Origin of the sequence: Mesorhizobium sp. B2-2-4 (assembly GCF_006442375.1) — a bacterium.
In the GTDB taxonomy this organism is placed as follows: domain Bacteria; phylum Pseudomonadota; class Alphaproteobacteria; order Rhizobiales; family Rhizobiaceae; genus Mesorhizobium.
In genome coordinates this window covers 210,450-234,187 of the sequence record NZ_VFWB01000008.1, presented here as the reverse complement: position 1 = coordinate 234,187, position 23,738 = coordinate 210,450, and the positions used below count along the sequence as shown (strand labels likewise).

The 23,738-nt window shown below is 63.8% G+C and carries 21 protein-coding genes and 3 pseudogenes; 8 read left to right on the top strand and 16 right to left on the bottom strand.

Annotated features, from left to right (window positions below):
• The first annotated feature begins 33 nt into the window (after window positions 1-33).
• A complete protein-coding gene (carB, locus tag FJ959_RS21855) occupies window positions 34-3,525 on the top strand; it encodes a carbamoyl-phosphate synthase large subunit (protein ID WP_140631938.1) in 3,492 nt (1,163 codons plus the stop codon).
• A 286-nt stretch (window positions 3,526-3,811) separates the two neighbouring features.
• Here the strand turns inward: carB and FJ959_RS21850 are convergent, their stop codons facing one another.
• From FJ959_RS21850 to FJ959_RS21810, 9 genes are all read right to left on the bottom strand, one after another.
• Window positions 3,812-4,204 (bottom strand): RidA family protein, encoded by a 393-nt coding sequence (locus tag FJ959_RS21850; RefSeq protein ID WP_013530107.1) that lies wholly within the window; start codon window positions 4,202-4,204, stop codon window positions 3,812-3,814.
• A gap of 142 nt (window positions 4,205-4,346) precedes the next feature.
• On the bottom strand, window positions 4,347-4,811 hold the full coding sequence (locus tag FJ959_RS21845) for a cupin domain-containing protein (RefSeq protein WP_140556002.1): 465 nt from the start codon (window positions 4,809-4,811) through the stop codon (window positions 4,347-4,349).
• Window positions 4,812-5,098: 287 nt separating this feature from the next.
• The gene (locus tag FJ959_RS21840) at window positions 5,099-5,650 is read right to left on the bottom strand and encodes a DUF4142 domain-containing protein (protein ID WP_140495937.1); all 552 of its coding nucleotides are present in this window, start codon (window positions 5,648-5,650) and stop codon (window positions 5,099-5,101) included.
• A gap of 78 nt (window positions 5,651-5,728) precedes the next feature.
• Complete coding sequence (locus FJ959_RS21835) at window positions 5,729-6,472, bottom strand: DUF899 family protein (protein WP_140631935.1); 744 nt, start codon at window positions 6,470-6,472, stop codon at window positions 5,729-5,731.
• 92 nt (window positions 6,473-6,564) lie between these two features.
• The gene (locus tag FJ959_RS21830) at window positions 6,565-7,389 is read right to left on the bottom strand and encodes a carbohydrate ABC transporter permease (RefSeq protein WP_140582062.1); all 825 of its coding nucleotides are present in this window, start codon (window positions 7,387-7,389) and stop codon (window positions 6,565-6,567) included.
• A gap of 1 nt (window position 7,390) precedes the next feature.
• Window positions 7,391-8,305, bottom strand: a complete 915-nt coding sequence (locus FJ959_RS21825) for a sugar ABC transporter permease (protein ID WP_181171778.1) — start codon at window positions 8,303-8,305, stop codon at window positions 7,391-7,393.
• A 98-nt stretch (window positions 8,306-8,403) separates the two neighbouring features.
• A complete protein-coding gene (locus tag FJ959_RS21820; protein WP_140631929.1) occupies window positions 8,404-9,672 on the bottom strand; it encodes an ABC transporter substrate-binding protein in 1,269 nt (422 codons plus the stop codon).
• A gap of 147 nt (window positions 9,673-9,819) precedes the next feature.
• Window positions 9,820-10,308: a GNAT family N-acetyltransferase gene (locus FJ959_RS21815; RefSeq protein ID WP_140516793.1), complete on the bottom strand. Its 489-nt coding sequence runs from the start codon at window positions 10,306-10,308 to the stop codon at window positions 9,820-9,822.
• A gap of 5 nt (window positions 10,309-10,313) precedes the next feature.
• Window positions 10,314-11,225, bottom strand: a complete 912-nt coding sequence (locus tag FJ959_RS21810; protein WP_140631926.1) for a lytic transglycosylase domain-containing protein — start codon at window positions 11,223-11,225, stop codon at window positions 10,314-10,316.
• Between the two features lie 180 nt (window positions 11,226-11,405).
• On the opposite strand from FJ959_RS21810, the gene FJ959_RS21805 reads away from it, so the two are divergent.
• Window positions 11,406-11,975 carry a methylated-DNA--[protein]-cysteine S-methyltransferase gene (locus FJ959_RS21805; RefSeq protein ID WP_140524866.1) on the top strand — a complete coding sequence of 190 codons (570 nt, stop codon included), beginning with the start codon at window positions 11,406-11,408 and terminating at the stop codon, window positions 11,973-11,975.
• 28 nt (window positions 11,976-12,003) lie between these two features.
• On the opposite strand, the pseudogene FJ959_RS21800 reads toward FJ959_RS21805, so the two are convergent.
• Window positions 12,004-12,333 (bottom strand): annotated as a pseudogene (locus tag FJ959_RS21800) (hypothetical protein).
• A gap of 275 nt (window positions 12,334-12,608) precedes the next feature.
• Here FJ959_RS21800 and FJ959_RS21795 point away from each other — a divergent pair.
• From FJ959_RS21795 to FJ959_RS32350, 3 genes and pseudogenes are all read left to right on the top strand, one after another.
• Window positions 12,609-12,821 carry a cold-shock protein gene (locus FJ959_RS21795; protein ID WP_010910991.1) on the top strand — a complete coding sequence of 71 codons (213 nt, stop codon included), beginning with the start codon at window positions 12,609-12,611 and terminating at the stop codon, window positions 12,819-12,821.
• A gap of 267 nt (window positions 12,822-13,088) precedes the next feature.
• Window positions 13,089-13,289 carry an iron-containing alcohol dehydrogenase gene (locus FJ959_RS21790; RefSeq protein WP_140631924.1) on the top strand — a complete coding sequence of 67 codons (201 nt, stop codon included), beginning with the start codon at window positions 13,089-13,091 and terminating at the stop codon, window positions 13,287-13,289.
• A pseudogene (locus FJ959_RS32350) lies at window positions 13,286-13,539 on the top strand (hypothetical protein). Before FJ959_RS21790 ends, FJ959_RS32350 begins: the two are co-directional and overlap by 4 nt.
• A 101-nt stretch (window positions 13,540-13,640) precedes the next feature.
• Here the strand turns inward: FJ959_RS32350 and FJ959_RS21780 are convergent.
• From FJ959_RS21780 to FJ959_RS21770, 3 genes are all read right to left on the bottom strand, one after another.
• Complete coding sequence (locus FJ959_RS21780; protein ID WP_140631921.1) at window positions 13,641-14,249, bottom strand: glutathione S-transferase family protein; 609 nt, start codon at window positions 14,247-14,249, stop codon at window positions 13,641-13,643.
• A 112-nt stretch (window positions 14,250-14,361) separates the two neighbouring features.
• On the bottom strand, window positions 14,362-15,210 hold the full coding sequence (locus FJ959_RS21775) for an EAL domain-containing protein (protein ID WP_140631918.1): 849 nt from the start codon (window positions 15,208-15,210) through the stop codon (window positions 14,362-14,364).
• Window positions 15,207-16,097: an EAL domain-containing protein gene (locus FJ959_RS21770; RefSeq protein ID WP_140624090.1), complete on the bottom strand. Its 891-nt coding sequence runs from the start codon at window positions 16,095-16,097 to the stop codon at window positions 15,207-15,209. The genes FJ959_RS21775 and FJ959_RS21770 overlap by 4 nt, the downstream gene beginning before the upstream one ends.
• A gap of 216 nt (window positions 16,098-16,313) precedes the next feature.
• Between FJ959_RS21770 and FJ959_RS21765 the strand changes: the two genes are divergently transcribed.
• Window positions 16,314-17,516, top strand: coding sequence for a pyridoxal phosphate-dependent aminotransferase (locus tag FJ959_RS21765; protein ID WP_140495950.1), 1,203 nt, complete (start codon window positions 16,314-16,316; stop codon window positions 17,514-17,516).
• A 56-nt stretch (window positions 17,517-17,572) separates the two neighbouring features.
• Here FJ959_RS21765 and FJ959_RS21760 read toward each other — a convergent pair whose 3' ends face one another.
• Complete coding sequence (locus FJ959_RS21760; RefSeq protein WP_140631915.1) at window positions 17,573-17,968, bottom strand: cupin domain-containing protein; 396 nt, start codon at window positions 17,966-17,968, stop codon at window positions 17,573-17,575.
• A 323-nt stretch (window positions 17,969-18,291) separates the two neighbouring features.
• Here FJ959_RS21760 and FJ959_RS21755 point away from each other — a divergent pair, with 323 nt between their 5' ends.
• Together FJ959_RS21755 and FJ959_RS21750 are read left to right on the top strand one after the other, a co-directional pair.
• Entirely contained in the window at window positions 18,292-20,343 is a 2,052-nt protein-coding gene (locus FJ959_RS21755; protein ID WP_140524872.1) for an elongation factor G, read from the top strand.
• 873 nt (window positions 20,344-21,216) lie between these two features.
• Window positions 21,217-21,714, top strand: a pseudogene (locus FJ959_RS21750) (isoprenylcysteine carboxylmethyltransferase family protein).
• A gap of 19 nt (window positions 21,715-21,733) precedes the next feature.
• On the opposite strand, the gene FJ959_RS21745 reads toward FJ959_RS21750, so the two are convergent.
• A complete protein-coding gene (locus tag FJ959_RS21745) occupies window positions 21,734-22,630 on the bottom strand; it encodes a LysR family transcriptional regulator (protein WP_140495954.1) in 897 nt (298 codons plus the stop codon).
• An 89-nt stretch (window positions 22,631-22,719) separates the two neighbouring features.
• Window positions 22,720-23,694 carry a thioredoxin-disulfide reductase gene (gene trxB / locus FJ959_RS21740; protein ID WP_140495955.1) on the bottom strand — a complete coding sequence of 325 codons (975 nt, stop codon included), beginning with the start codon at window positions 23,692-23,694 and terminating at the stop codon, window positions 22,720-22,722.
• Window positions 23,695-23,738 lie beyond the last annotated feature (44 nt).

Below are 23,738 nucleotides of genomic sequence, written 5' to 3'. Positions count from 1 at the left end.
GTGCAAGCCGCTCGCCGAACGGAATTCATAAAGATGCCAAGACGCACCGACATCAAGTCGATCCTGATCATCGGGGCCGGCCCCATCGTCATCGGCCAGGCCTGCGAATTCGACTATTCCGGCACCCAGGCCTGCAAGGCGCTGAAGGAAGAGGGTTTCCGCGTCATCCTGGTCAATTCCAACCCGGCCACCATCATGACCGACCCGGAACTGGCCGACGCCACCTATATCGAGCCGATCACCCCCGAGGTCGTGGCCAAGATCATCGCCAAGGAGCGCCCGGATGCGCTGCTGCCGACCATGGGCGGCCAGACCGCGCTCAACACCGCGCTGTCGCTGCGCCGCATGGGCGTGCTGGAGCGCTACAATGTCGAGATGATCGGCGCCGACGCCACGGCCATCGACAAGGCCGAGGACCGGGCGCTGTTCCGCGAGGCGATGAAGAAGATCGGCCTGGAAACGCCGAAGTCGATGCTGGCCAACGCCACCGACGTCAAGAATGCCGACCGCAAGACGCATGAGGCCGAGCGCGCGGCGCTGAAGGCCGAAAAGCCCGACAATCTCGACGCCGCGCTCGACGCGCTGGAGACAAGCTGGAACCTCGGCGAAGGCGACCGCAAGCAGCGCTACATCAGCCACGCCATGGCGATCGCCGCCCAGGCGCTCGACCATGTCGGCCTGCCCGCCATCATCCGCCCCTCCTTCACCATGGGCGGGACCGGCGGCGGCATCGCCTACAACAGGGCCGAATTCTTCGACATCGTCCAGTCCGGCCTCGACGCCTCGCCGACCACCGAAGTGCTGATCGAGGAGAGCGTGCTCGGCTGGAAGGAGTACGAGATGGAGGTCGTCCGCGACAGAGCGGACAATTGCATCATCGTCTGCTCCATCGAGAACATCGATCCGATGGGCGTGCACACGGGCGATTCGATCACCGTCGCCCCGGCGCTGACCCTGACCGACAAGGAATACCAGATGATGCGCAACGCCTCGATCGCGGTGCTGCGCGAGATCGGCGTCGAGACCGGCGGCTCCAACGTGCAGTTCGCCGTCAACCCGGCCGATGGCCGGCTCGTGGTCATCGAGATGAACCCGCGCGTCTCCCGCTCCTCCGCGCTGGCCTCCAAGGCGACCGGCTTCCCCATCGCCAAGATCGCCGCCAAGCTTGCCGTCGGCTACACGCTGGACGAGCTCGAGAATGACATTACCGGCGGCGCCACGCCCGCCTCGTTCGAACCGAGCATCGACTACGTCGTCACGAAAATCCCGCGCTTTGCCTTCGAAAAATTCCCCGGCGCCGAGCCGGTGCTGACCACCGCGATGAAGTCGGTGGGCGAAGTGATGGCCATCGGCCGCACCTTCCAGGAATCCCTGCAGAAGGCTTTGCGTGGATTGGAGACCGGCCTCACCGGTCTCGACGAGATCGAGATCCCCGGCCTTGGCTCCGCCAACAGCGCCGACGACCGCAACGCGATCCGCGCCGCCTTGGGCACGCCGACGCCCGACCGGCTGCGCATGGTGGCGCAGGCGATCCGCATGGGCACCTCGCTGGAAGACGTGCACGCTATGTGCAAGATCGATCCGTGGTTCCTCGAGCAGATCGCCGGGATCCTCGCCATGGAAGCCCGCATCCGGGAGCACGGCCTGCCTGAGGACGCCGCCAATCTGCGCATGCTGAAGGCCATGGGTTTTTCGGACGCCCGCCTCGCCTCATTGACGAAGAGCGACGTGGAAGTCGTTCAGAAGATTCGTGAAAAGCTCGACGTTCATCCGGTTTATAAGCGCATCGACACCTGCGCGGCCGAGTTCGCGTCGCCGACCGCCTACATGTACTCCACTTATGAAGTGCCCTTCGCCGGCGCGCTCGCCAACGAGGCGCAGGTTTCGTCGCGCAAGAAGGTGGTCATCCTCGGCGGCGGCCCGAACCGCATCGGCCAAGGCATCGAATTCGACTACTGCTGCTGCCACGCGGCCTTTGCGCTGCGCGACGCCGGCTATGAAGCGATCATGATCAACTGCAACCCCGAGACCGTGTCGACCGACTACGACACCTCGGACCGGCTCTATTTCGATCCGCTGACGGCGGAGGACGTGCTGGAGATCCTGCGCGCCGAGCAGGCGTCGGGCGAGCTGGTCGGCGTCATCGTCCAGTTCGGCGGCCAGACGCCGCTGAAGCTCGCCGACGCACTGGAGAAGGCCGGCATCCCGATCCTCGGCACCTCGCCCGACATGATCGACCTGGCGGAGGACCGCGACCGCTTTCAGAAGCTGCTGCACAAGCTCAACCTCAGCCAGCCGAAGAACGGCATCGCCTATTCGGTCGAGCAGGCCCGCCTCGTCGCCGGCGAGCTCGGCTTCCCCCTGGTGGTGCGCCCCTCCTATGTGCTGGGCGGCCGCGCCATGCAGATCATCCATGACGAGGGCATGCTGCAATCCTATCTGCTCGACACCGTGCCCGGCCTGGTGCCGGAGGACATCAAGCAGAAATACCCCAACGACAAGACCGGCCAGATCAACACGCTGCTGGGCAAGAACCCGCTGCTGTTCGACACCTATCTCAGTGGCGCCATCGAGGTCGATGTCGACTGCCTCTGCGACGGCAAGGCGACCTTTGTCTCTGGCATTCTCGAGCATATCGAGGAGGCCGGCATCCATTCGGGCGACTCGGCCTGTTCGCTCCCCGTTCACTCGCTGCCTTCGGAGCTGGTCGACGAGTTGGAGCGGCAGACGGCGGCCCTTGCCAGCGCGCTCAATGTCGGCGGTCTGATGAACGTGCAATACGCGATCAAGGACGGCACGGTCTATGTGCTGGAGGTCAACCCGCGCGCGTCGCGCACCGTGCCCTTCGTCGCCAAGACCATCGGACGTCCCATAGCGAAAATCGCCGCCCGCATCATGGCCGGCGAGAGCCTGGAAGACGCCTTCGCCCATTATGGCGCCATGCCCGACCCGCGCAATCCGGGCCACATCGCGGTCAAGGAAGCCGTCTTCCCCTTCGCCCGCTTCCCCGGAGTCGACATCCTGCTCGGTCCGGAAATGCGCTCGACCGGCGAGGTCATGGGCCTCGACCGTGATTTTGCCCTGGCCTTCGCCAAGAGCCAGCTCGGGGCGGGTGTTGATCTGCCCCGCTCCGGCACGCTGTTCGTCTCGGTGCGCGACGAGGACAAGAAAGGCATCCTACCGGCGGTCAAGCGCCTCGCCGGCCTCGGCTTCAAGGTGATGGCCACCTCAGGCACCGCCCGCTTCCTCGCCGAAAACGGCGTCGTCGCCGAGAAGATCAACAAGGTGCTGGAAGGCCGCCCCCACATCGAAGACGCCATCCGCAACCGCCAGGTCCAGATCGTCTTCAACACGACCGATGGCCAGAAGGCAGTGTCGGATTCCAAATCGCTGCGCCGCGCGACGCTGATGCAGAAGGTGCCGTATTACACGACGCTATCGGGAGCGGCGGCTGTGGCCGAGGCGATCGCGGCGCTGAAGGCGGGGAGTTTGGAAGTGCGGCCGCTGCAGGAGTATTTTGCTTAAGGCGACAGCCAATCAGTGAAAAATTCCGAGACGATGACACCCACGAGAAATCAAAGGTCACTTTCTCCTCGGATTCTTAAGCGCTATCAAATAGTCGGCAGACGAATCGACACTGTTCTTTGCAAACGTTTATTCCGGTTCGTTTTAGAAACACCTTCAATTTGCTTCGACCATTGACCGAGCGTATCTAGAATCTGCTGTATCTGTGACAGAGAAAACCTCTCCCCCTTGGCGAGGTAGAGGAGTGGGGTTACTCTTCACTTGGATGCAGGCCATTGGAGCCCACTCACGCCACCGCCACACACTCAATCTCAATATCAAACTCCATCGGCCACGAAGCCACCGGCACGAAACTCCGCGCCGGCGGGTTGGTCGAGAAGTACCTGGCATAAACCCGGTTAATCGCGTTGTAGAAGCCGGAATTGACGGCGTAGATGCGCACCATCACGACATTGTCCAGCGAGGTGCCGGCCGCTTCCAGGCAGTGTTTCAGCGCCTTGAGCGACGCCTCGGTCTGCACCTCGATGTCGCCGCGCACCATCTCGCCGGTCACCATGTCCACCGGCGGCGTCGCCGAGATGAACACGAATCCGTTGGCCTTCACCGCCGTCGAACAGGGCAGGCCGAGCGCCCGCACCTTGTCCGACATGACGGGCACTTCGATGATTTCTTTTTTCATGGTGATGCTCCCTGGGTTTGGGGGAGCTTATAGTGCCGGCCGGGGAACGCCAGCGCCGACCCGCAGTCCAGAGCCGGAACTCGTCCCTCGCCTGCGAAATCTCGTAGGGCGCTCCCCCTGGCGCCGACGCGTTGTCCAGCCTTCACCCTTGCCCCGGATAAGGCGTGCCGTCCTTGTGCAGGAAGCGTCCGTCCGAACTCGGGCTCATCATGTCGATGTCGGAGCAGGTGATGACATCGTCAGGGTTGCGCGAGCCGACCTCGAGGTAGAGCGCCGGCGTGGACGAGCGGTTGATCAAATGGTGGCCATTGCCGCTGTTCTTGGCGAAGGTGGCGCAGTCGCCGGCGCTGAGCAGCGTCTCGCCGCCATCCTCGACCAGCGTCAGTTCGCCTTCCAGCACATAGACGAACTCGTCCTCATGGCTGTGCCAGTGGCGCTGGCTGGACCAGCCGCCGGGCGGCAATGTCATCAGGTTGACGCCGAAATCGGTGAGCCCGCCGGCATCGCCAAGCCTGCGGCGCCTGCGGCCGGCGCAAGGGCCATCGAAGGGCGCGGGATAGCCCGAGCCCTTGCGGAGGGGCAGGGATGCGAGGTCGAGTTTGGGCATGGGTACTTCCCCGGGTGGGTGGTGCGGCAGTGTAGTCCCACGCAGGCATGGGAAGAACCCTGGCCGTCGCGCCGCCCTACGGCGCCCCCCTCTGTCCTGCCGGACATCTCCCCCTCAGGGGGGGAGATTGGCTGTCGCGAATGCTTTCGCCAAATTTTCAGCGTGGGCAGAAAGAGCGCCGACGCCCAAGCTGCCGATCTCCCCCCAAGAGGGGGAGATGTCCGGCAGGACAGAGGGGGGCGCCGTAGAGTGCTATCGTCTGCGGTTCAGCTCCCTCTCGACCGCCCTCACCCCTGATGCGCCGCGCCCAGTTCCTTCACATGCTTCTCGTGCATCTTCAGCGTCGGCAGCGTCTTCTTGGCGAATTCCTTCATCGCCGGATCATCGCCCGATTGGGCGTAGGTGCTGAAGAGCGCGACGGCGTCCTTGTGAGCTGCTGTCTGCATCATGATGTATTTGGTGTCGAAGTCCTTGCCGCTGGCGGCCTTGAGTTCGTCGAGCTGGCCCTGTTCTTTCGGCTGAAGCGCCGGGCCGGCCGGCTTGGTCGAGGCGGTGGTCTGGCCCTGCGCGAGCGCCGCCTTGAAGTCCTCGCCGGCCTTGGTGTGGTCCTTGATCATCTGTTTGGCGAAGGCCTTGACGTCGGCCGACGCCGATTTCTGCTCGGCGAGCTTGCTCGACTGGATCTCGAACTCGTTGGCGCCGGGCACCGTCTTGATGAAGGTCTGCGTGTCGACCTTGCTGTCGGCCGCCAGCGGCGTCGTTTGGGCGGTGGATTGGGCAAGCGCGGCGGGCGCGGCGGCGAGCAAGGCCGCGGCGGTCATGGTCAGAAGCGTTTTCATCTGCAATCTCCGGTCGGAATGGTTCCCTCGGGATTCCAACGCCGCAGATGCACGGAAGTTGCGCCGGGCGCCTTGCCGTCAATGGCAGCATGCCTCGCCATATTGCAGCTGCTCGTGCCAGTTCGGCCGGCCCTCCGGGGTGAAATCCATCAGGTTCCACAGGATCTCGCAGGTGCCGATGGCGCGCGGGTCCTGGCCGGGTTCGGGCGGCGCGAAGCCGAGTTCGGACGACCAGAAATGCCTGATGCCGTCAGCGTCGCGGTGGAACACCGAGAGCAGCGGGATCTGCGCACCGTCGGCATCCTCGGCGTTGTAGTCGCGCTTGAAGCTGTTGGAGGCCGACGACACCAGCCGCATGTTCTGCCAGCCACGGTCGCGGCCGAGCGTGACGAGGTTTTCGAGCGCGGTTTTCGCCACCACGGCAAAGTTGAAGCCGGCCGCCTGGAGATGGCCGACGGCGCCGTCGAACTGGTCGAGCAGCGCCGTGCAGGACGGGCATGGCTGGTCCGGCCGCGCCAGCTTCGCCGTGCCGCCCGTTATTGCCACGTCGCGCGTCTCCTGCGGATGGCGCGGGAACATCATCTGGTAGAGGATCAGCGTGTCCTTGCCGGGTGCGAACAGTTGCGACAGCTTTATCTCGGCCGCCCTGCCCTCGGCATCCAGCCCCTCGAACACGTAATCCTGTGGCACCAGCCCGCCCGGCGGCAACGCGCGGCGCGCCACGGCCACATCCTCCATGGCGCGGCGCAGCGCGATTTCCTTCTTCAGCAGCTTTTCGCGGGCGGCGCGGTATCTGGCGGATTCGTTGGGGAAGGTGATCATGATCGGCTCCTTGGGTCACAGCGCCGGCGTCCCGGCGCGGTTGCTCTAAGACCTAAGGACGCGCCGCTGCGGCCGGTTCCGACATTTTCTCCTCACCCCTTCACGCCGCCGGCGGTGAGGCCGGAGACGATCTTGCGCTGGAAGATCAGCACCAGCAGCACCAGCGGCACGGTGACGATCACCGATGCGGCCATGATGTTGCCCCACGGGATCTCGAACTGCGAATTGCCCGAAAGCAGCGCGATCGCCACCGGCACGGTCCGCTGGGCGTTGTTGGAGGTGAATGTCAGCGCAAACAGGAACTCGTTCCACGCGCCGATAAAGGCGAGCAGCCCGGTGGTCGCCAGCGCCGGCCACATCAGCGGCAGGAAGATGCGCGTGATGATGATCCACGGCGTCGCGCCGTCAAGGATCGCCGCCTCCTCGACCTCGACCGGCAGGTCGCGCACGAAGGCGGTGAGCACCCAGACGGTGAACGGCAAGGTGAAGATCATGTAGGAGAAGATCAGCGCGAGAAGCGAATTGTAGAGGCCGAACATCCGCACCAGTTCGAACAGTCCGGCCAGCACCGCCACCTGCGGGAACATCGATACCGACAGGATGGCGAATAGTAGCGCTGAGCGGCCGCGAAAACGGATGCGCGCCAGCGCGTAGGCCGCGGTGACGCCGAGGAACAGCGAGAGCGCGACGACCGCGCCGGAGACCACCAGTGAGTTGATCAGGTTGCGTGCGAAGGCGCCTTCGGTCAGCACGTTGCGATAATTGCCGAGGCTGAACGTCTTCGGCCAGAGGTCGGCCTGGAACAGTTCGGTGCCCGATTTCAGGCTGGTGACGATGGCGTAATAGAAGGGGAATACCGCGACCAGCACGATGGCCGCGACCAGCAGGTAGAAAGCCGTCCGCTTCAGGATCCACATCTCAGCGCCCGCCCTCGAGGCTGACCCCGCCGATCCGGATATAGGCCATGGTGAGAAGCGCAAGAATGAGGAACAGCAGCGTCGAAGCGGCCGAGCCGTAGGCGAATTTGTCGAACTCGAACAGGTTCTCGCGCGCGAACACCGACATCGACTTGGTGTGCACGTTGTTGGGCGTCAGCACATAGATCAGGTCGAAGATGCGCAGCGCATCGAGCGCGCGGAAGATCACCGCCACCATCACCGCAGGCCGGATCAGCGGCAAGGTCACCCGCCAGAAGATCTGCCACGGATTGGCGCCGTCGAGCCTGGCGACCTCGATGATCTCGCGCGGCAGCATCTGCAGCGCGGCAAGGATGAGCAGCGCCATGAACGGCGTCGTCTTCCAGATGTCGACGACCAGCACGGCGGCCATCGCCGTGTCCGCGTTGGCCGTCCAGGCGATCTTGGTGTCGATCAGGCCGAGATTGAGCAGAACCACATTGATGATGCCGAACTGGTCGTTGAGCATCCACTGCCACATCTTGGCCGAGACGATGGTCGGGATCGCCCAGGGGATGAGGATCGCCGCCCTGACGATGCCGCGGCCCGGGAATTCGGCATTGAGCACCAGCGCGACGACCATGCCGAGGATCGTCTCGCAGGTAACCGAAAGGGCCGCGAAACGCACCGTGTTCCAGACGGCGCTCCACCACACCGGGTCGGCCAGCACGCCATCGTAGAGCACCCGGCCGCTCGGCATGCGCAGCACCGAGAAGTAATTGGCGAAGCCTGCCCACTGGCGGGCGTCAAGATCGGCCAGCGAAGCGTCGGTGAAACTGAAATAGACCGTGCGGGCGAGCGGCCAGCCGGCAGCGGCGGCGAGCACCAGGAGCATCGGCGCCAGGAACAGCCAGGCCGAACGCACGCGCTGGCGCATCAGCCGCGAGCGCGGGCGGTGGGTCGCGACGGCTTCAGTCCTCGGCTCCGCTTCTGTCATCCCTCGCGCCGGGCGGGACATGGAGGCGCGTTGTGGCGTCACCAGCCACGCCCCTTCAGCCTGGTCAGCATGGCTTCGAGGTCGGCCAGATTGTCGCCCGCGGTGCCATCGCCCGACAGCGTCTTGTGGACGGCGTTCCAGAATTGGCTCGACGCCTCGTTGTACTTGATCCTGGCCGCGGCCGAGGGACGCGGCACCGCATTGAGGAAGATCTGCTTCCAGCGCGGAACGATCGGCTGTTGTCTGGCGATGTCGGTATCGTCATAGAGCGCCTGGATGGTCGGCAGGCTGGAGTTCCTCAGCGCGCGGTATTTCTGCATCGCGGGCGAGGCGATGAATTTGACGAGCCCGATCGCAGCGTCCGGGTGCCTGGAATATTTGGACACGGCAAGATTCCAGCCACCCAGCACCGCCGCCGGACGCGCGCCTTCGCCGGTGCCGGCCGGCAGCGGCGCTACGTCGAACTTGCCCTTGATCGGCGAGCCTTCGGAATTGCCTAGTGCATAGGCGTAGGGCCAGTTGCGCATGAAGACCGCATTGCCGGTCTGCCACACGCCGCGCGATTCCTCTTCCTGATAGGCCAGCACGCCGGGTGGCGCGATGGTTCCGACCCAGCCTTTGGCCGTGTCGAGCGCTGCCGCCGCTTTTGGATTGTTGATCGAGATGGTGCCGTCCGGCTCGATGATCTGGCCGCCGCCGTTCGACATCACCCATTCCAGCGCGTCGCAGGTCAGCCCCTCATAGGCATTGCCCTGGAAGACGAAGCCCCAGATGTCCTTGTTGCCGGCAGCCCGTTCCTTGTCCATGACCAGCCTGGCGGTGTCGGCCAGCTCCTTCCAGGTGGCAGGCACCTTGGCGCCGTATTTGTCGAGCAGGTCCTTGCGGTAGTAGAGCGCCGGCGCATCGGTGAAGATCGGCAGCGCCACCAGCCTCCCGTTGACGGTCTGCGACTGGATGATCGAGGGGAAATGGGCGCCGACGACATCCTTGGTCGCCGCGGTCAGGTCGACGAGCTGGCTGGCGAGCTGCGGCGCCCAGATCACATCGGTCTGGTAGACGTCGATATCGCTATTGCCGGCGGCAAGCCACAGCCTGTACTGGCCGAACTGGTCGGTCCCGGATGCCGGCATGACGACGATGCTGACCTTGTTGCCGCTGTCCTTCTCATAGCGGTCGAGGATTTCACGCAGCACCTTGATGCCGATTCCTGTGTCGCCCGATACGATCGACAATTCGACGGCTCGCGCAGGCACAGCCGCAATCATCGCGGCAGCGACCAACGTGGCAAATGCGTGAAAGAGCCTCATGGCGGCGGAGGATCTCCTTTCGGAACGGCGACGCAAGCCTTCGAGGCTCCGGAAGCTCGTCGGACCCCTCCACCATTCTTTGAATGCGGAGCGGCGCTCTGGGTTCCCGAGCGATGCCCGCGAGCGGCGGTGGGCCGGGCCGCGGCTTCAGCCTTCCCAGGCGACAGGGCTCATCCCAAGCCGCTGATAGAGCCTGACAGCGGCGGCGTTTTCCACCGTGTTGGTCTTGAGGTCGACATGGTCTGCGCCGCGTTCGCGAAAGACGGCGAAGGCGTGCCACATCAGCGCCTCGCCGATGCCCCTGCCGCGCGCCTGCGGATGCACGGCGAGATCCCTGACGAAGGCGCTCGTCCAGCACAGCGCCGCCGCCACCAGCAGGCCCTTGGCGTCGATGACGAGGAAACAGAGCGCAGAATCGAATTCGGGGTCGCCTGAGATGCGTGGCCACCATTCGTCGAACGGGCCGTCGGCGCCATCGTCGAACACTTCGGTCAGCAGCGCATGCAAGGCCGGCGCATCGCCGGGCTCGAGGGTGCGCATGACAAAGCCATCCGACCAGTGCGCGGGAACCAGCGTCTCGTCGAGGATCTTGCGCAGCCGGATGTCGTTCGGAGCCGGCGGGCGCGGTTCGGGCATTTCGCTCAGGCGTCGGGCAGCAGGCGGCGCCGCTTGCGGTCGACGCCGAGGCCGGTCGCCTCGAGCAGGCCCTTGCGCTTGGCGTCGAAATAGTAGCCGGTCTGGTAGAGCCAGTCGGCGCGCTTGGCGTTGCCGTCCGACACCAGCCAGGCGCCACGCAGGTATTTGACGGCGTATTTCAGGTTGGTTTCGGCATCGAACAGGCCCCTGGCCGGTCCGTCATAGCCCATGCCGCGCGCCGTCGCGTGCTTGATCTGCATCAGCCCCCAATGGCCGTTGTTGTAGGCTTTGGGATTGAAGGTGCTTTCGCGGTTGACGACATGGCGCACAAGGTCGACCGGCACCTGATAAAACGCGGCGTATTTTACGATCAGCCGGTCGATATCGCCGCGCACGCCGGTCGCATGCTCTTCCTGCACCGGAGCGGCAGGAAACTGGACGAGGGCAGCCGGATTCTGCGGCACAACATAGGCCGCCTGCTGCACGCCGGGCATGGCTTTCTGATCGTTCCTGGCGATCGCCGGCACGATGAGCCCGGCGGTGGCGTAGGTGGCTGCCGCCTTGATTGGTGCGCCGGCGCCAGCCGGCGGCGGCGCCTGCCAGGCATTGGCGGTCATCACCGCCGGCACGGCCGGTGCGGTTGGGGTCGCTCCGGCAAAGGCCGCGGTTGCCGCGGCCGCCTGTGTGGTCGGGCCGGCGGGCAACTCAGCGGTTTGAACGGGCGTAATCCCCGGCGGTTCCGGCAGCACCGAAACCGTCTCCGGCAACGGTATGGTGAAGCCGGCATCGGTGCCGGCGACGGTCGCTGTTTCGGTGAGGGAAGACGCGGATTTCATCTGCGATGTCGACGTGCAACCGCTGACGCAGGCCATGGCCGCGATCACGCCGAGCGCGATAAGGGTTTGTTTTGCTGGCAAGCCGCGTTCGGGTCCGGTTCGTCGGATGTTAAGAAATCCCTTACACCAGCGATTCCTGGCGAGCAATCGGGGCGCTCAGGTGGTTTTCGGGTGGCGAGACTCGGGCCGAAATGCCATATTGTTCCTGATATGTACCGGCATGAATGCCGGTTTCTGGCCATTTTGCGAAAGGAGCACGCCATGCAAACGCCGTCGCAGATCACAGCCGGCCACGCAGTGTTAGAAACAGTGATCGGCTTCATGGGGATTGCCTGGAGCGAAAAGGGCCTGATCCGGCTCTGCCTGCCCGAACGCAGCCGCGAGGCAGTGGAACGGCGGCTGCTGCGCCATGCCGGCGTTTCGGCCGCTACCGTGCAGCCGCCGTGGGTGGTCGAACTGATCGCCTCGATCAAGGCCTATGCGGCAGGCGAGGACGTCGATTTCTCCTCCGTGCCGGTCGATCTCGACGGCATCGACGATTTCCGCCTCGCCATCTATGGCGCGGCGCGAAAGCTAGCCTATGGTGAAACCACCACCTATGGCGAACTGGCCAAGCGCGCCGGCCATGCCGGCCTGCCGCGCGAAACGGGTGCCGCGCTTGGCGCCAATCCGGTGCCTCTGGTCATTCCGTGTCACCGCATCGTCGCCGCCGGCGGCAAGATCGGCGGCTTCTCCGCGCCCGGCGGCTCGACCACCAAGGAAAAGATGCTGGCCATGGAAGGCGTGCGCGTCGGCCCGCCGCCGCCAGCGCAGGTCTCGTTCGGATTTTGACGCGATAACAGCCGCGCCAGGCTATGGCCTAGTCGTTATGAAAAAACCGCCGGCGGAAACGCCGGTCGTTGTCCGGTCGCTTGCAATTGTAGACCGGGCAGGATTTCGTATCGGCGCTCGGCACATAGGCGCGTGTCCTCACCTCGCCCATGGTGCAGAATTGCTGGCTCTGCACGTAGCGGTCGTAGAGTGGCAGTCCCGGTACCCGCCTCGACTGGTAACGCAGGATGACGGCGCCCTGCCGCGCGATCGTCGCCTGTACGCGGCCACACTCCATCCGCGTCGGATCTTAGCGCGAGATCGCCTGCGCCTCGGCGGCAATCAGCGTCAGGCATGCTGCCAGCAGAATGGTCTTCATGGTCCTCTCCCCTGATGCGCGGCTCACGGACAGCGCCATCTGACGCAACGGTTTCACCGGATTGGGGCGGCCATTGGGCGGTCCCTCGATCACGGCTTTCTCACGCAGTCTTGTATTTCGTGCGAAAGCAGCCTATATCAGCCCCATTGATATTTCGGCCGATCGATCCGGGCCTCGCGATCTTCGCGTTTGCTGACGTCTATCTCCAAAATCTCGATGCACACCGGCTGGACCTCGGTTCAGTCAAACCAAAGCAAATGTGAAGGACTATTTTTATGGCAACTGGAACGGTCAAGTGGTTCAACGCCACCAAGGGCTTCGGCTTCATCCAGCCTGACGCGGGCGGCGCGGACGTTTTCGTCCACATCTCCGCTGTCGAGCGCGCTGGACTGTCGACCCTGGTCGAAGGCCAGAAGATCAACTTCGAGATCGAGCAGGACCGCCGCACTGGCAAGTCGTCCGCTGGATCTCTGAGCAAGGCAGCCTGATTTTGAAAATGGCGCGCGCCGGGCGACAGCCCGGGGCGCGCGGCAAGTCACGGATGTACTGACGGTCGCGCGAGAAGCGCGCCGGAGCGGAAAGACCCGACAAGCCGGATCAGCAGATAGCTGCCAGCCCGGACCGGACGCTCCCGATCAGGCTACCGAAATGGGAAGGCGGGCATTGTCCCGCCTTTTTATTTGCCTGGATTCCAGGCATGTAAAGCCGAACCTGGAGTCCCACCTGTGGTACCATTAGAGTGGTATTATCCGGCCATGACCAAGCTTGAGCAAATCGAAAAGTCCATCACCGAACTGAGCCCCGAGGAGCTGAAGGCGTTTGCCGCATGGTTCGAGGCGCTCCAGGCGGACCTGTGGGATCGGCGGATCGAGACCGAGGTGAGGGCGGGGCGATTGGACAAGCTTGCCGAACAGGCATTGGCTGACCATCGCGCCGGCCGGACTCGGCCTCTGTGAACAACGTCGCCTCTCCATCATTCTGGAAGGCTTATGAAAAACTGTCGTCGTCGATCAAAGCAAAGGCGGACAGGCGTTTTGTCATACTGCGTTCCGATCCTTTTCATCCCTCCTTACATTTCAAGCAGGTCGGTTGCTATTGGTCGGCGCGGGTCGACGAAACTACCGGGCTGTTGCCATACGCAACAATGAAGATGTGATCTGGTTCTGGATCGGCACCCATGCCTACTACGACCATTTGTTGAAATAGCTCCCGCGCAGCTTCTCGGACGATGGGTGGCCGGGCCTCGCGCCTGTTTGGCGCGCCTCGCCCAAAAGAGCCGCGGGGCGGTGGCGAGGTTGAGGATAAAATTACCCTACCCACTCCATAGAGACGTGCCCCGGATCCGCCACCACGCGGTCAAGCCACGCAGCCACCGCCGGATAGGCGTCGAGCTGGAAGCCGCCCTGCTCCGCCGTATGCGTATAAGCGTAAAGCGCGATGTCGGCGATGCTGTAGGCGTTTCCGGCGAAGAACGCGTTGTTCTCCAGGTATTTATTCATGACACCGAGCGCCTTGTTGCCGCGCTCCAGTGTCACCGCCAGCCGCTCGGGCGTCGCGTCCTTGGCCCTTTCGGGAAAGGTCAGCAGCGCCTTGCGCACGGCGATATAGGGCTCGTGGCTATACTGTTCGAAGAACAGCCATTGATAGGCGAGCCCGCGCTCATACTTGTCCGCGGGCAGGAAGCGCGTGCCCTCCGCGAGGTAGAGCAGGATGGCGTTGGATTCAGCGATCCGCCTTCCGTCGTCGAGCTCCAGCAGCGGCACCATGGCGTTCGGATTCTTGGCGACGAAATCCGCTTTTCGCGTATCGCCCGTGTGCGAACTCACCTCGACAGTGGTGAAAGGGAGGCCGAGCTTGGCCATCAGCAGGCGCGGCTTGTAGCAGTTGCCGCTGTCGATCATGCTGTAAAGTATCATCGCTGGTCCCCGAGCGCTGCCATGTGCAGACGCGATTATCGTAGCCGCGCCGTCCTCACCAATGATTAGTTTTGGCGCGACGATCAGCGCCGCTGATGTGTAGCACACGGCGCTACCCGAACAGCGGCACCACCTTGCTGTCCCTGCCCAGCAGCGCGTCGATGGCGAGCGGTCGCTCGTCGAAGATCACCCCGGCCAGCGCCGGCCGGGCGAGTAGAAAACCTTGCAGCAGGTCGACGCCGCCATCGAGCGCGACGCGCAGATGGGTGGGCTGTTCGATGCCCTCGACCAGGACCTTGGCGCCGCGGTCGTGCAGGCTGGAGACCAGCGGGCGGAAGAACCGCTCGGCGGCGGCGTGGCGGCAGAATTGCGCGAACCAGCCACCGTCGATCTTGACGATATCGGGCTTGAGCAGGCTGACTCGCTCCTCGGTCGAGTGGCCGGTGCCGAAGTCGTCGATGGCGATGCGGATGCCGTCGCGGCGCATCTCGCGTACCAGCCTGGCCAGCAGCGTGTCGTCGGCCGCCTGTTCGGTGATTTCGCAGACCAGCATGCCGGGGGCCAGGCCGAGCTCGCCGAGATGCCTGCTCATCAGCCGGATTTCGGCCAAGGCCCGGCCCCGACGGGCGTTGACCAATGGATTGTAGTTGAAGAACAGATCGAGCCCATCGACGCCGATGTTGCGGAAATTCCTGAGATGCAGCACCCGGCACATGGTTTCGACGAACAGCCGGTCCTGGGCCGCGACGCCTTCGAAGAACGCCCGTGCGGCGCCCGGCCGGCCGGCGCGATGCGGCTCGATCAAGCCCTCGACGGCGATTGCGTGCAGGAAGCGGCCGCGCGGCGCGAAGATCGGCTGGTAGGCGCTGCGCAGGCGGAAGTCGCCATAAACGCCATATTCGATACCGACCTCGTCCATGAAGATCGCATCGCCGACATCTCGCCGCCGTTCGGGCCTCATCGTGTGCTCCTGCGCCCAAAGACTTTCACCGCCCGCGCGGTATGCGGCGCGGCGGCCGGGACGGAAGAGGCATTGTCGGCGGCAGGCGACGGCCCGTCCTTGCCGAAGACGCGGAAGCTGGTCGGCGCCAGCTCCGGCCGCGCCAGCACGAAACCCTGGACCATCGAAGCCCCGGATTTCTCGGCCAGCTCCAACTGCCAGCCTTCCTCGATGCCCTCGAACACGGTGCGGATGCCTTGCGCCTCAAAGCTTTTCACCATGGACGTCAGCAGCGCAAAGCCGGCGCCGGACTCCATCAACTGCGTGATCCAGTGGGCATCGAACTTGACGATGTCGGGTTTCAACTCCTTGATGCGGTTGATGTCGGAATCGTCGGCGCCATAGTCATCGACGGCAATGCGAAAGCCGTTGCCCTTCAACGCCGCGACGAAACCGTGCAGGGTCTCCTGCGAGGCTGGACGCTGCTCGGTCACCTCGCACACGACACGGCCCGGATCGATGCCGGCCTCGTGCAGCACCAGGCGCATTTCGCGCAAGGCATTGTCGGCAACGGCGCGCTCGGTGAACACCGATGGATCGAAATTGACGAAGATCGACGCTTCCTGCGGCAGGCAGGCGCCGGCATTCAGCAGATGCAGCGTCCTGGTCAGCGCCTCGACATGAAGCCGGTCGGCGGCCGGGCAGGTGCTGAAGAAGCTCATTGGCGATTGCGGCTCGCCGTCGCGGAACGGCCGGATCAAGCCCTCGAAGGCGGCAACCGACAGCTTGCCTTCCCTGAAGGCGAAGATCGGCTGGAAGGCGCTTTGCAACGTATAAATGCCCCAGACACCTGACGAGGTGCCGTCATCATGACGGATGATATGGGCAAGCCCGATGCTGCGCGACAAGGTTCCTCGCTCCGCGAACTGGCGCAATTGGGTTACGATCCTGCCACGCAAGCCTCTACCGCCCGTTAATGAACTTTCTGTTGCCGATCACGGCTCATTGACCTCCTTGCGGCACTGGCCCAGCCGACAATGCTTGCACTCACGGGAATGATGCGACATGAGAAGCGCCGCGGCCGCTCCTGGCCGCGCTGATCCTTTCTGGAGAGAAAAAAGGTCATGGCCTTCCTTGCCGACACCCTTTCCCGCGTGAAGCCTTCCGCCACCATCGCGGTGACGCAGAAAGCCCGCGAGCTGAAAAATGCCGGCCGCGACGTCATTGGCTTGGGTGCCGGCGAACCGGATTTCGATACGCCCGACAACATCAAGAATGCGGCGATCGAGGCCATCCGCCGTGGTGAGACCAAATATCCGCCGGTGTCGGGCATCGCGCCGCTGCGCGAAGCGATCGCGAAGAAATTCAAGCGCGAGAACAATCTCGACTACAAGCCGGAGCAGACCATCGTCGGCACTGGCGGCAAGCAGATCCTGTTCAACGCCTTCATGGCGACGCTGAACCCTGGCGACGAGGTCATCATCCCCCGGCCCTATTGGGTCAGCTATCCCGAGATGGTGGCGATCTGCGGCGGCACTTCGGTGTTCGCCGACACTTCGATCGACAACGGCTTCAAGTTGACGGCAGAAGTGCTGGAAAAGGCGATCACGCCGCGCACAAAGTGGCTGCTGATGAACTCGCCGTCGAACCCGTCGGGCGCCGCCTACACCGAGGCCGAGCTTCGGTCGCTCGCCGACGTGCTGCTCAGGCATCCGCATGTCTGGACGCTGACCGACGACATGTACGAGCATCTGACCTACGGCGACTTCGTCTTCAAGACCATCGCCGAGGTCGAGCCGAAGCTCTATGAGCGCACGCTGACCATGAACGGCGTGTCGAAAGCCTATGCCATGACCGGCTGGCGCATTGGCTACGCCGCGGGTCCCGTCCAGCTGATCAAGGCGATGGACATGATCCAGGGCCAGCAGACGTCGGGCGCCTGCACCATCGCGCAATGGGCCTCGGTCGAAGCGCTGAACGGCCCGCAGGACTTCATCGCCAAGAACAAGGCGATCTTCCAGGGGCGCCGCGATCTCGTCGTCTCGATGCTCAACCAGGCGCGCGGCATCTCTTGTCCGTCGCCGGAAGGCGCCTTCTACGTCTATCCGTCCTGCGCCCAGCTGATCGGCAAGAAGACCAAGGCCGGCAAGGTGATCGACACTGACGAGGCCTTCTGCTCGGAGCTGCTCGAGGCCGAGGGCGTGGCGGTGGTATTCGGTTCGGCCTTCGGCCTCGGTCCGAACTTCCGCATCTCCTACGCCACGTCGGAGACGCTGCTGGAGGAGGCGTGCACGCGCATCCAGCGCTTTACGGCATCACTGACCTGATCGTGAAAACAAAACCCGGCCAAACGCCGGGTTTTTAGATCGGCTCGACACGGTACTCAGCCGCCACATTGGGCCGGCGTCACCGCTTCCAGCCAGTCGGCATGCACGCCCTCGAGCGCTTCCTGCATGGCTATATGCGTCATGGCCGTTTTCGGCCCGGCGCCATGCCAGTGCTTTTCGCCTGGCGCGAACGAGATGACGTCCCCTGCCCTGATCTCCTGGATGAGACCGCCCCAGGTCTGGGCGAGGCCGGCGCCCGACGTGACGTACAGCGTCTGGCCAAGCGGATGCGTGTGCCAGTGGGTCCGCGCGCCCGGTTCGAAGCTGACCAATGTCGCCCGCAGCCGTGCCGGAGCCTCCTTCTCGATGATCGGCGTCTGCAGCACCCGGCCGGTGAAGTACTTTTCCGGCGCGATGACGGTCGGCGTGCTGCCGCAAGCAATGATCTTCATCGTTCGATCCCTGGAACTGGTGGCGATGCAGGCGGCGGCGACGCCGCTCTTCTTTCGAGACCCTAGTTTCGGCCGATATGGCCGTCGACGCAACCGGTCTGTTCGGCTTGCAAATCAGCGGCAACCGCACCGCGCTCGGCCCTTGAGGCTACCTATTTTCCTTGCCCTGCCGGCAAACAAGTGGGACGATACCTTTGGGCCGGTTGAAGACAAGCCCGCCCGCGACGGTCGAACAGGCCGGCCGCCGCTCAGGACCGACTGACCTTGGCCTGAACCATGAATGCCAGTCGGTCTCCAGGGAAACGCCTGAGTGGAGGTCAGTCATGGGTAATCGCGCCGGAGGAAGACGCACGGGACCGAAATGCATTGCCATAGTCGGTCCCTTCGCAAGCGGTAAGACGACACTTCTCGAAGCCATATTGGCCCGCACGGGCGCCATTCCCCGCCAGAACCCGGTTTCCTCGGGAAACACCGTTTCAGATCATTCGCCCGAGGCGCGCGCGCACGCCATGAGCGTCGAGGCGACCTTCGCCACCACAGAATTCATGGGCGAGCAGTTCACCTTCGTCGACTGTCCCGGATCGATCGAATTCTCGTTCGAGGCCGAACCGGTGCTGGCCGCCAGCGACCTCGCAGTGGTCGTCGCCGAAGCCGACGAAAAGAAGATTCCCGCCCTCCAGCTCATCATGCGCAAGCTCGACGATCTCGGCGTGCCGCGCATCCTGTTTCTCAACAAGGTCGACAAGGCGATCGCGGGCGTGCGCGACACGTTGAAGATGCTGCAGCCGGCAAGTGCGGTGCCGTTGCTTCTGCGCCAGATACCGCTGCGCAAGGACGGCGTCGTCATCGGCTCGATCGACCTGGCGCTGGAACGCGCCTACATCTACCGCGAATATGCCGAGAGCGAGGTGGCCCAGATACCTGGCGACGAAAAGGCGCGCGAGCTGGAAGCCCGTTTTTCGATGCTGGAAAGGCTGGCCGACCATGACGACCAGTTGATGGAACAGCTGCTCGAGGAGATCGAGCCGCCCAAGGACGCGGTCTTCGACGATCTTGCCGCGGACCTGCGCGACGGCGCCGTCACGCCGGTGCTGATCGGCACCGCAGAGAAAGGCAATGGCGTGCTGCGTCTCCTGAAGGCGATCCGCCATGATGCGCCCGACATCGACGCGACCCGCAAACGGCTCGGCGCCCCCGAAGGCAACGCGACCGTGGTTCAGGTGATGAAGACCATCCATACGCCGCATGGAGGCAAATTGTCCGTGTCGCGCATCCTTTCGGGACAAGTCGCCGATGGCTCCGAGCTCTGGCTGCCCGGCGGCGACATGGCAAAGGTGTCCGGCATCTACAGGATGCTTGGCAAGGACCAGTCGAAGCTCACCGCGGCGAAGACCGGCGACACGGTCGCGCTCGGCAAGCTGGACGCGGTCAAGACCGGCCAGACGCTGACCTCGGCCAAGGGCGGCATGAAGCCGCTGCTACAGTTCGAGCCGCCGCAGCCTGTCTTCGCTTTCGCCTTGCGGCCGAAGGAGCGCAAGGACGAGGTGAAGATGTCGGCCGCCATCCAACGGCTGGCCGAAGAAGATCCCTCGCTCAGCCTGCATCATAACCAGGACTCGGCCGAGACCGTGCTGTCGGGCCATGGAGAAATGCACCTGCGCGTCGTACGCGAACGGCTCGAGGGCAAGAACCAGATTCCGGTCGAAGGCCATCCGCCGGCGGTGCCCTACCGCGAGACTATCCGCAAATCGGCGCAGCAGCGCGGCCGCCACAAGAAGCAGTCCGGCGGCCACGGCCAGTTCGGCGATGTGGTGATCGAGATAAAGCCGCTGCCGCGCGGCGCAGGTTTCCAGTTCACCGATACCATCACCGGCGGCGTGGTGCCCAAGACCTACATCCAGTCGGTCGAAAGCGGCATACGCGATTACCTGAAGTCGGGCCCGCTCGGCTTTCCCGTCGTCGACGTCGCCGTCAACCTGTCGGACGGCTCCTACCACGCGGTCGATTCCTCCGACATGGCCTTCCAGATGGCGGCCAAGCTTGCCATGAAGGAAGGCATGGCGGGCTGTTCGCCCGTGCTCCTGGAGCCAGTGATGAAGGTCGAGATCGTGACGCCCTCCGATGCGACCTCGAAGATCATCGCCCTGATCCCGCAGCGGCGCGGCCAGATCCTCGGCTACGACGCGCGACCCGGCTGGCCAGGATGGGATGTCGTCGAGGCGACCATGCCGCAATCCGAGATCGGCGATCTGATCATCGAGCTGCGCTCGGCCACCTCAGGCGTCGCCAGCTACCGCGCCGTCTTCGACCACATGGCCGAACTCACCGGCCGGCTCGCCGACGAAGCGATGAATGCCAACGGCAAGGCAGCCTGATTCTGATGCATGTCGTCTAAAGTGATCTCGGCTTTGGGACATCGACATCCACAAAGATTTGGGTGAGTGCCCTCTCGAACCTTGTTCGAGGGGGCGCAAACAAAAAACGACGCCCGGGGGGCCGGACGCCGTTTTGTTTGCGGACCGTTTTCTTGGGAGGAGAAACGGCAGGTCCGCCGCATCTTGAAGTCGCCGCTTCGGCGGAAGAAGGTTCGGACGCGGTAGCCGCCTGAGCCCGGATCGTCCGAGTGATGCCCCCATCTCCCGTCCGACCACACCGCGTCCTATGGTCTGCTTAGCAGGAGCCGAACGCCTTTGACATGTTACCAGAGGTTACATGTCACTGTTACGTGGCTATTTCGGTGGATTTTCCCGCCCTTCCGGCAGCCTCCGGGCAACAAAAAAGCCGGATCAATGAAGATCCGGCTGAGTTTGATTGGAAGTGCCTGTTAAGGCTAACCTCCAGAGGGGAACACTCGAGGGCGCTAATGGGAGGAGAACGCGCCCAGGAGATGAACTATATATGTGCTCATCATGCCCAAGAAACAAGCATCTATTTTGCAACACACGCATGCAAAAAGACGCAGGCTGTGGTCTAAGCCATTTCTGGACCCAATAGGACCAGCAGAATCACCGAAGCGGAACCCGCAATGAGACAATTGTCACGGCGGAATCGCGAATCACGCTCGGTTTTCATCCCGAAATGTCAAAAATGCGCAATGGCGTGGAATGAGGCAGCAGGCGTTTATTTCCGAGGCAACTAATGCATGTCGCGCAAAGTGTCCTCGGTTCGGCAGCGACGTGAACAACAAAGACTTGAGCGCGTCGCGGGAATCGGTTTGGGCGTGACATGCTTCAGGCGGGAGACAAGCAATGCGGACCTTTTCGGCGATCGCCGGCAGTGCTGCGTTCTTCATCGCGGCACCCTGTATCGTCGCCGGCCTCGTGCCGTGGCTGCTGACGGATCGCTGGGACCGGCCATGGTCGAGCCTGCCGGGTCTTGCCCCGCTTGGCTGGATCCTCATCGCGGTCGCCGTGGCGGCGCTGCTGCATGCATTCGCCTGCTTTGCGCTTGAAGGCCTCGGCACGCCTGCTCCGGTCGCTCCGACCGAGAGACTGGTGGTCGGCGGGCTCTACCGCCATGTCCGCAATCCGATGTATGTGGCGGTGCTGTCGATCATCATCGGCCAGGCACTGCTGTTTTCAAGCTGGACGCTTGTCGCCTAAGCCGCCATGGCAGCCGCGGCCATGGCCACCTTCGTCAAGCTGTACGAGGAGCCGACGCTCGCACGCTGCTATGGCGATGAATACCAAACCTACCACCGCAACGTGCCCGCCTGGCTGCCCCGCCTGACGCGCTGGCGGGGGTGAGGGTCTGCACGATCTCCGGTCAATACGACCAGCTCCGCGCCTTGGCGATGATGAAGTCGCGAAATACGTGCAGCTTCGCCTGGTTCTTCATCGCGTCCGGGTAGGCGAAATAGGTGTCGAAGGAAGGCACCTCCGTTTCCGGCAGGAGCTGCACCAGGCCGGAATCCTTGGAGATGACATAGTCGGGCAGCATGGCGATGCCGGCGCCGCCCTGCACCGCGCGCTTGATCGACAATATATCGTTGATCTGCAGCGTCGGCACGCGCTGGCCGCCCTCGAAATCGCCGACCGTCTCCAGCCAGTTCAGCTCCGACAGATGCGCCGGCACCGGCACGCCGAAAGTGACGATGCGATGCGCCTTGAGCTCGGCCACCGAAGCCGGCCTGCCATGCTTGGCGATATAGCCTGGCGACGCATAGAGGTGGAAATGCACCGTGAACAGGCGGCGCTGGATAAGGTCCGGCTGCTGCGGCTGGCGCAGCCGGATGGCGCAATCGGCCTGGCGCATGGTCAGGTCGAGCTCCTCGTTGGCGAGGATCAGCTGCAGGCTGATTTCAGGATAGAGCTCGATGAACTCCTGCACGCGTTCGGTCAGCCAGCCGGCGCCGAGCCCGACCGTGGTCGTGACCCTGAGCACGCCGGAGGGGCGGTCCTTGGTCTCGGTCAGCCGCGATTTGATGGTCTCGAGCTTCATCAGCACGTCATGCGCCGTGCGGAACAGCATCTCGCCCTGTTCGGTCAGCACCAGGCCGCGGGCGTGGCGGTTGAACAGCGGCACGCCGACATCATGCTCGAGCGCGCTGACCTGGCGCGAAATCGCCGATTGCGACAGGTGCAGCGTCTCGGCCGCATGTGTAAACGACCCTGCTTCCGCCGCAGCGTGAAACACGCGTAGCTTGTCCCAGTCCAACGCCATGATTCCCCTCGTTCCTGTTTGGCGTCTGAATGAAAAATCAGGCTTTTACACGGCGTTTCTAAGCCGTTCTTTCAACAGTTTGCGAACCGCTATTCGGCCGCCTCGCGATGCACCTCGATGCCGGCCAGGTACTTCTCCGCCTCGAGCGCCGCCATGCAGCCCAGCCCCGCCGCAGTCACCGCCTGGCGATAGATATCGTCGGTCACGTCGCCGGCGGCGAACACGCCGGGCACGTCGGTGCGGGTCGAATCCGGCGCCGTCCACAGATAGCCGTTCGGCTTCTGCTTCAGCTTGCCGACGAACAGCTCGACCGCCGGCGCATGGCCGATCGCGACGAACACGCCGTCGACCTCGAGCTGCGTCTCGACACCCGTCACCACGTTGCGCAGCTTCAACCCTTCGACCGACGGAGGCAGTGGCGTCTTGCCCGGACGGCCGGTGATCTCGTCGACAACCGTGTCCCAGATGACGCGGACATTGTCCTTCTTCAAGAGCCGCTCGCGCAGGATGCGTTCGGCGCGGAAGTCCGAGCGCCTGTGGATGACCGTCACGCTCTTGGCGAGGTTCGACAGATAGAGTGCTTCTTCCACTGCCGAATTGCCGCCGCCGACCACCGCGACATCCTTGCCGCGGTAGAAGAAGCCGTCGCATGTGGCGCAAGCCGATACGCCGAAGCCCATGAACGTCTGTTCGGTCGGAATGCCAAGCCATTTGGCCTGCGCGCCGGTGGCGATGATCAGGGCATCGGCTGTGTAGACGGTACCGGAATCGCCCGTTGCGCGGAACGGCCGCACGTTGAGATCGACCTCGGTGATGATGTCGGCGATGATGTCGGTGCCGACATGCTCGGCCTGCCTGAGCATCTCGCTCATCAGCCATGGACCCTGGATAGGTTCGCCGAAACCGGGATAGTTCTCGACGTCGGTGGTGATCATCAACTGGCCCCCCTGCTGCAGGCCGGCGACCAGCATCGGCTTCAGCATAGCGCGGGCGGCATAGATCGCCGCGGTATAACCGGCCGGGCCGGAACCGATGATGAGGACAGGCGCGTGCTTGGTGGTCATGAAAAGCCTCTGCGGAGGGCTGCCGGCGTTTGCGGCATGGAAAA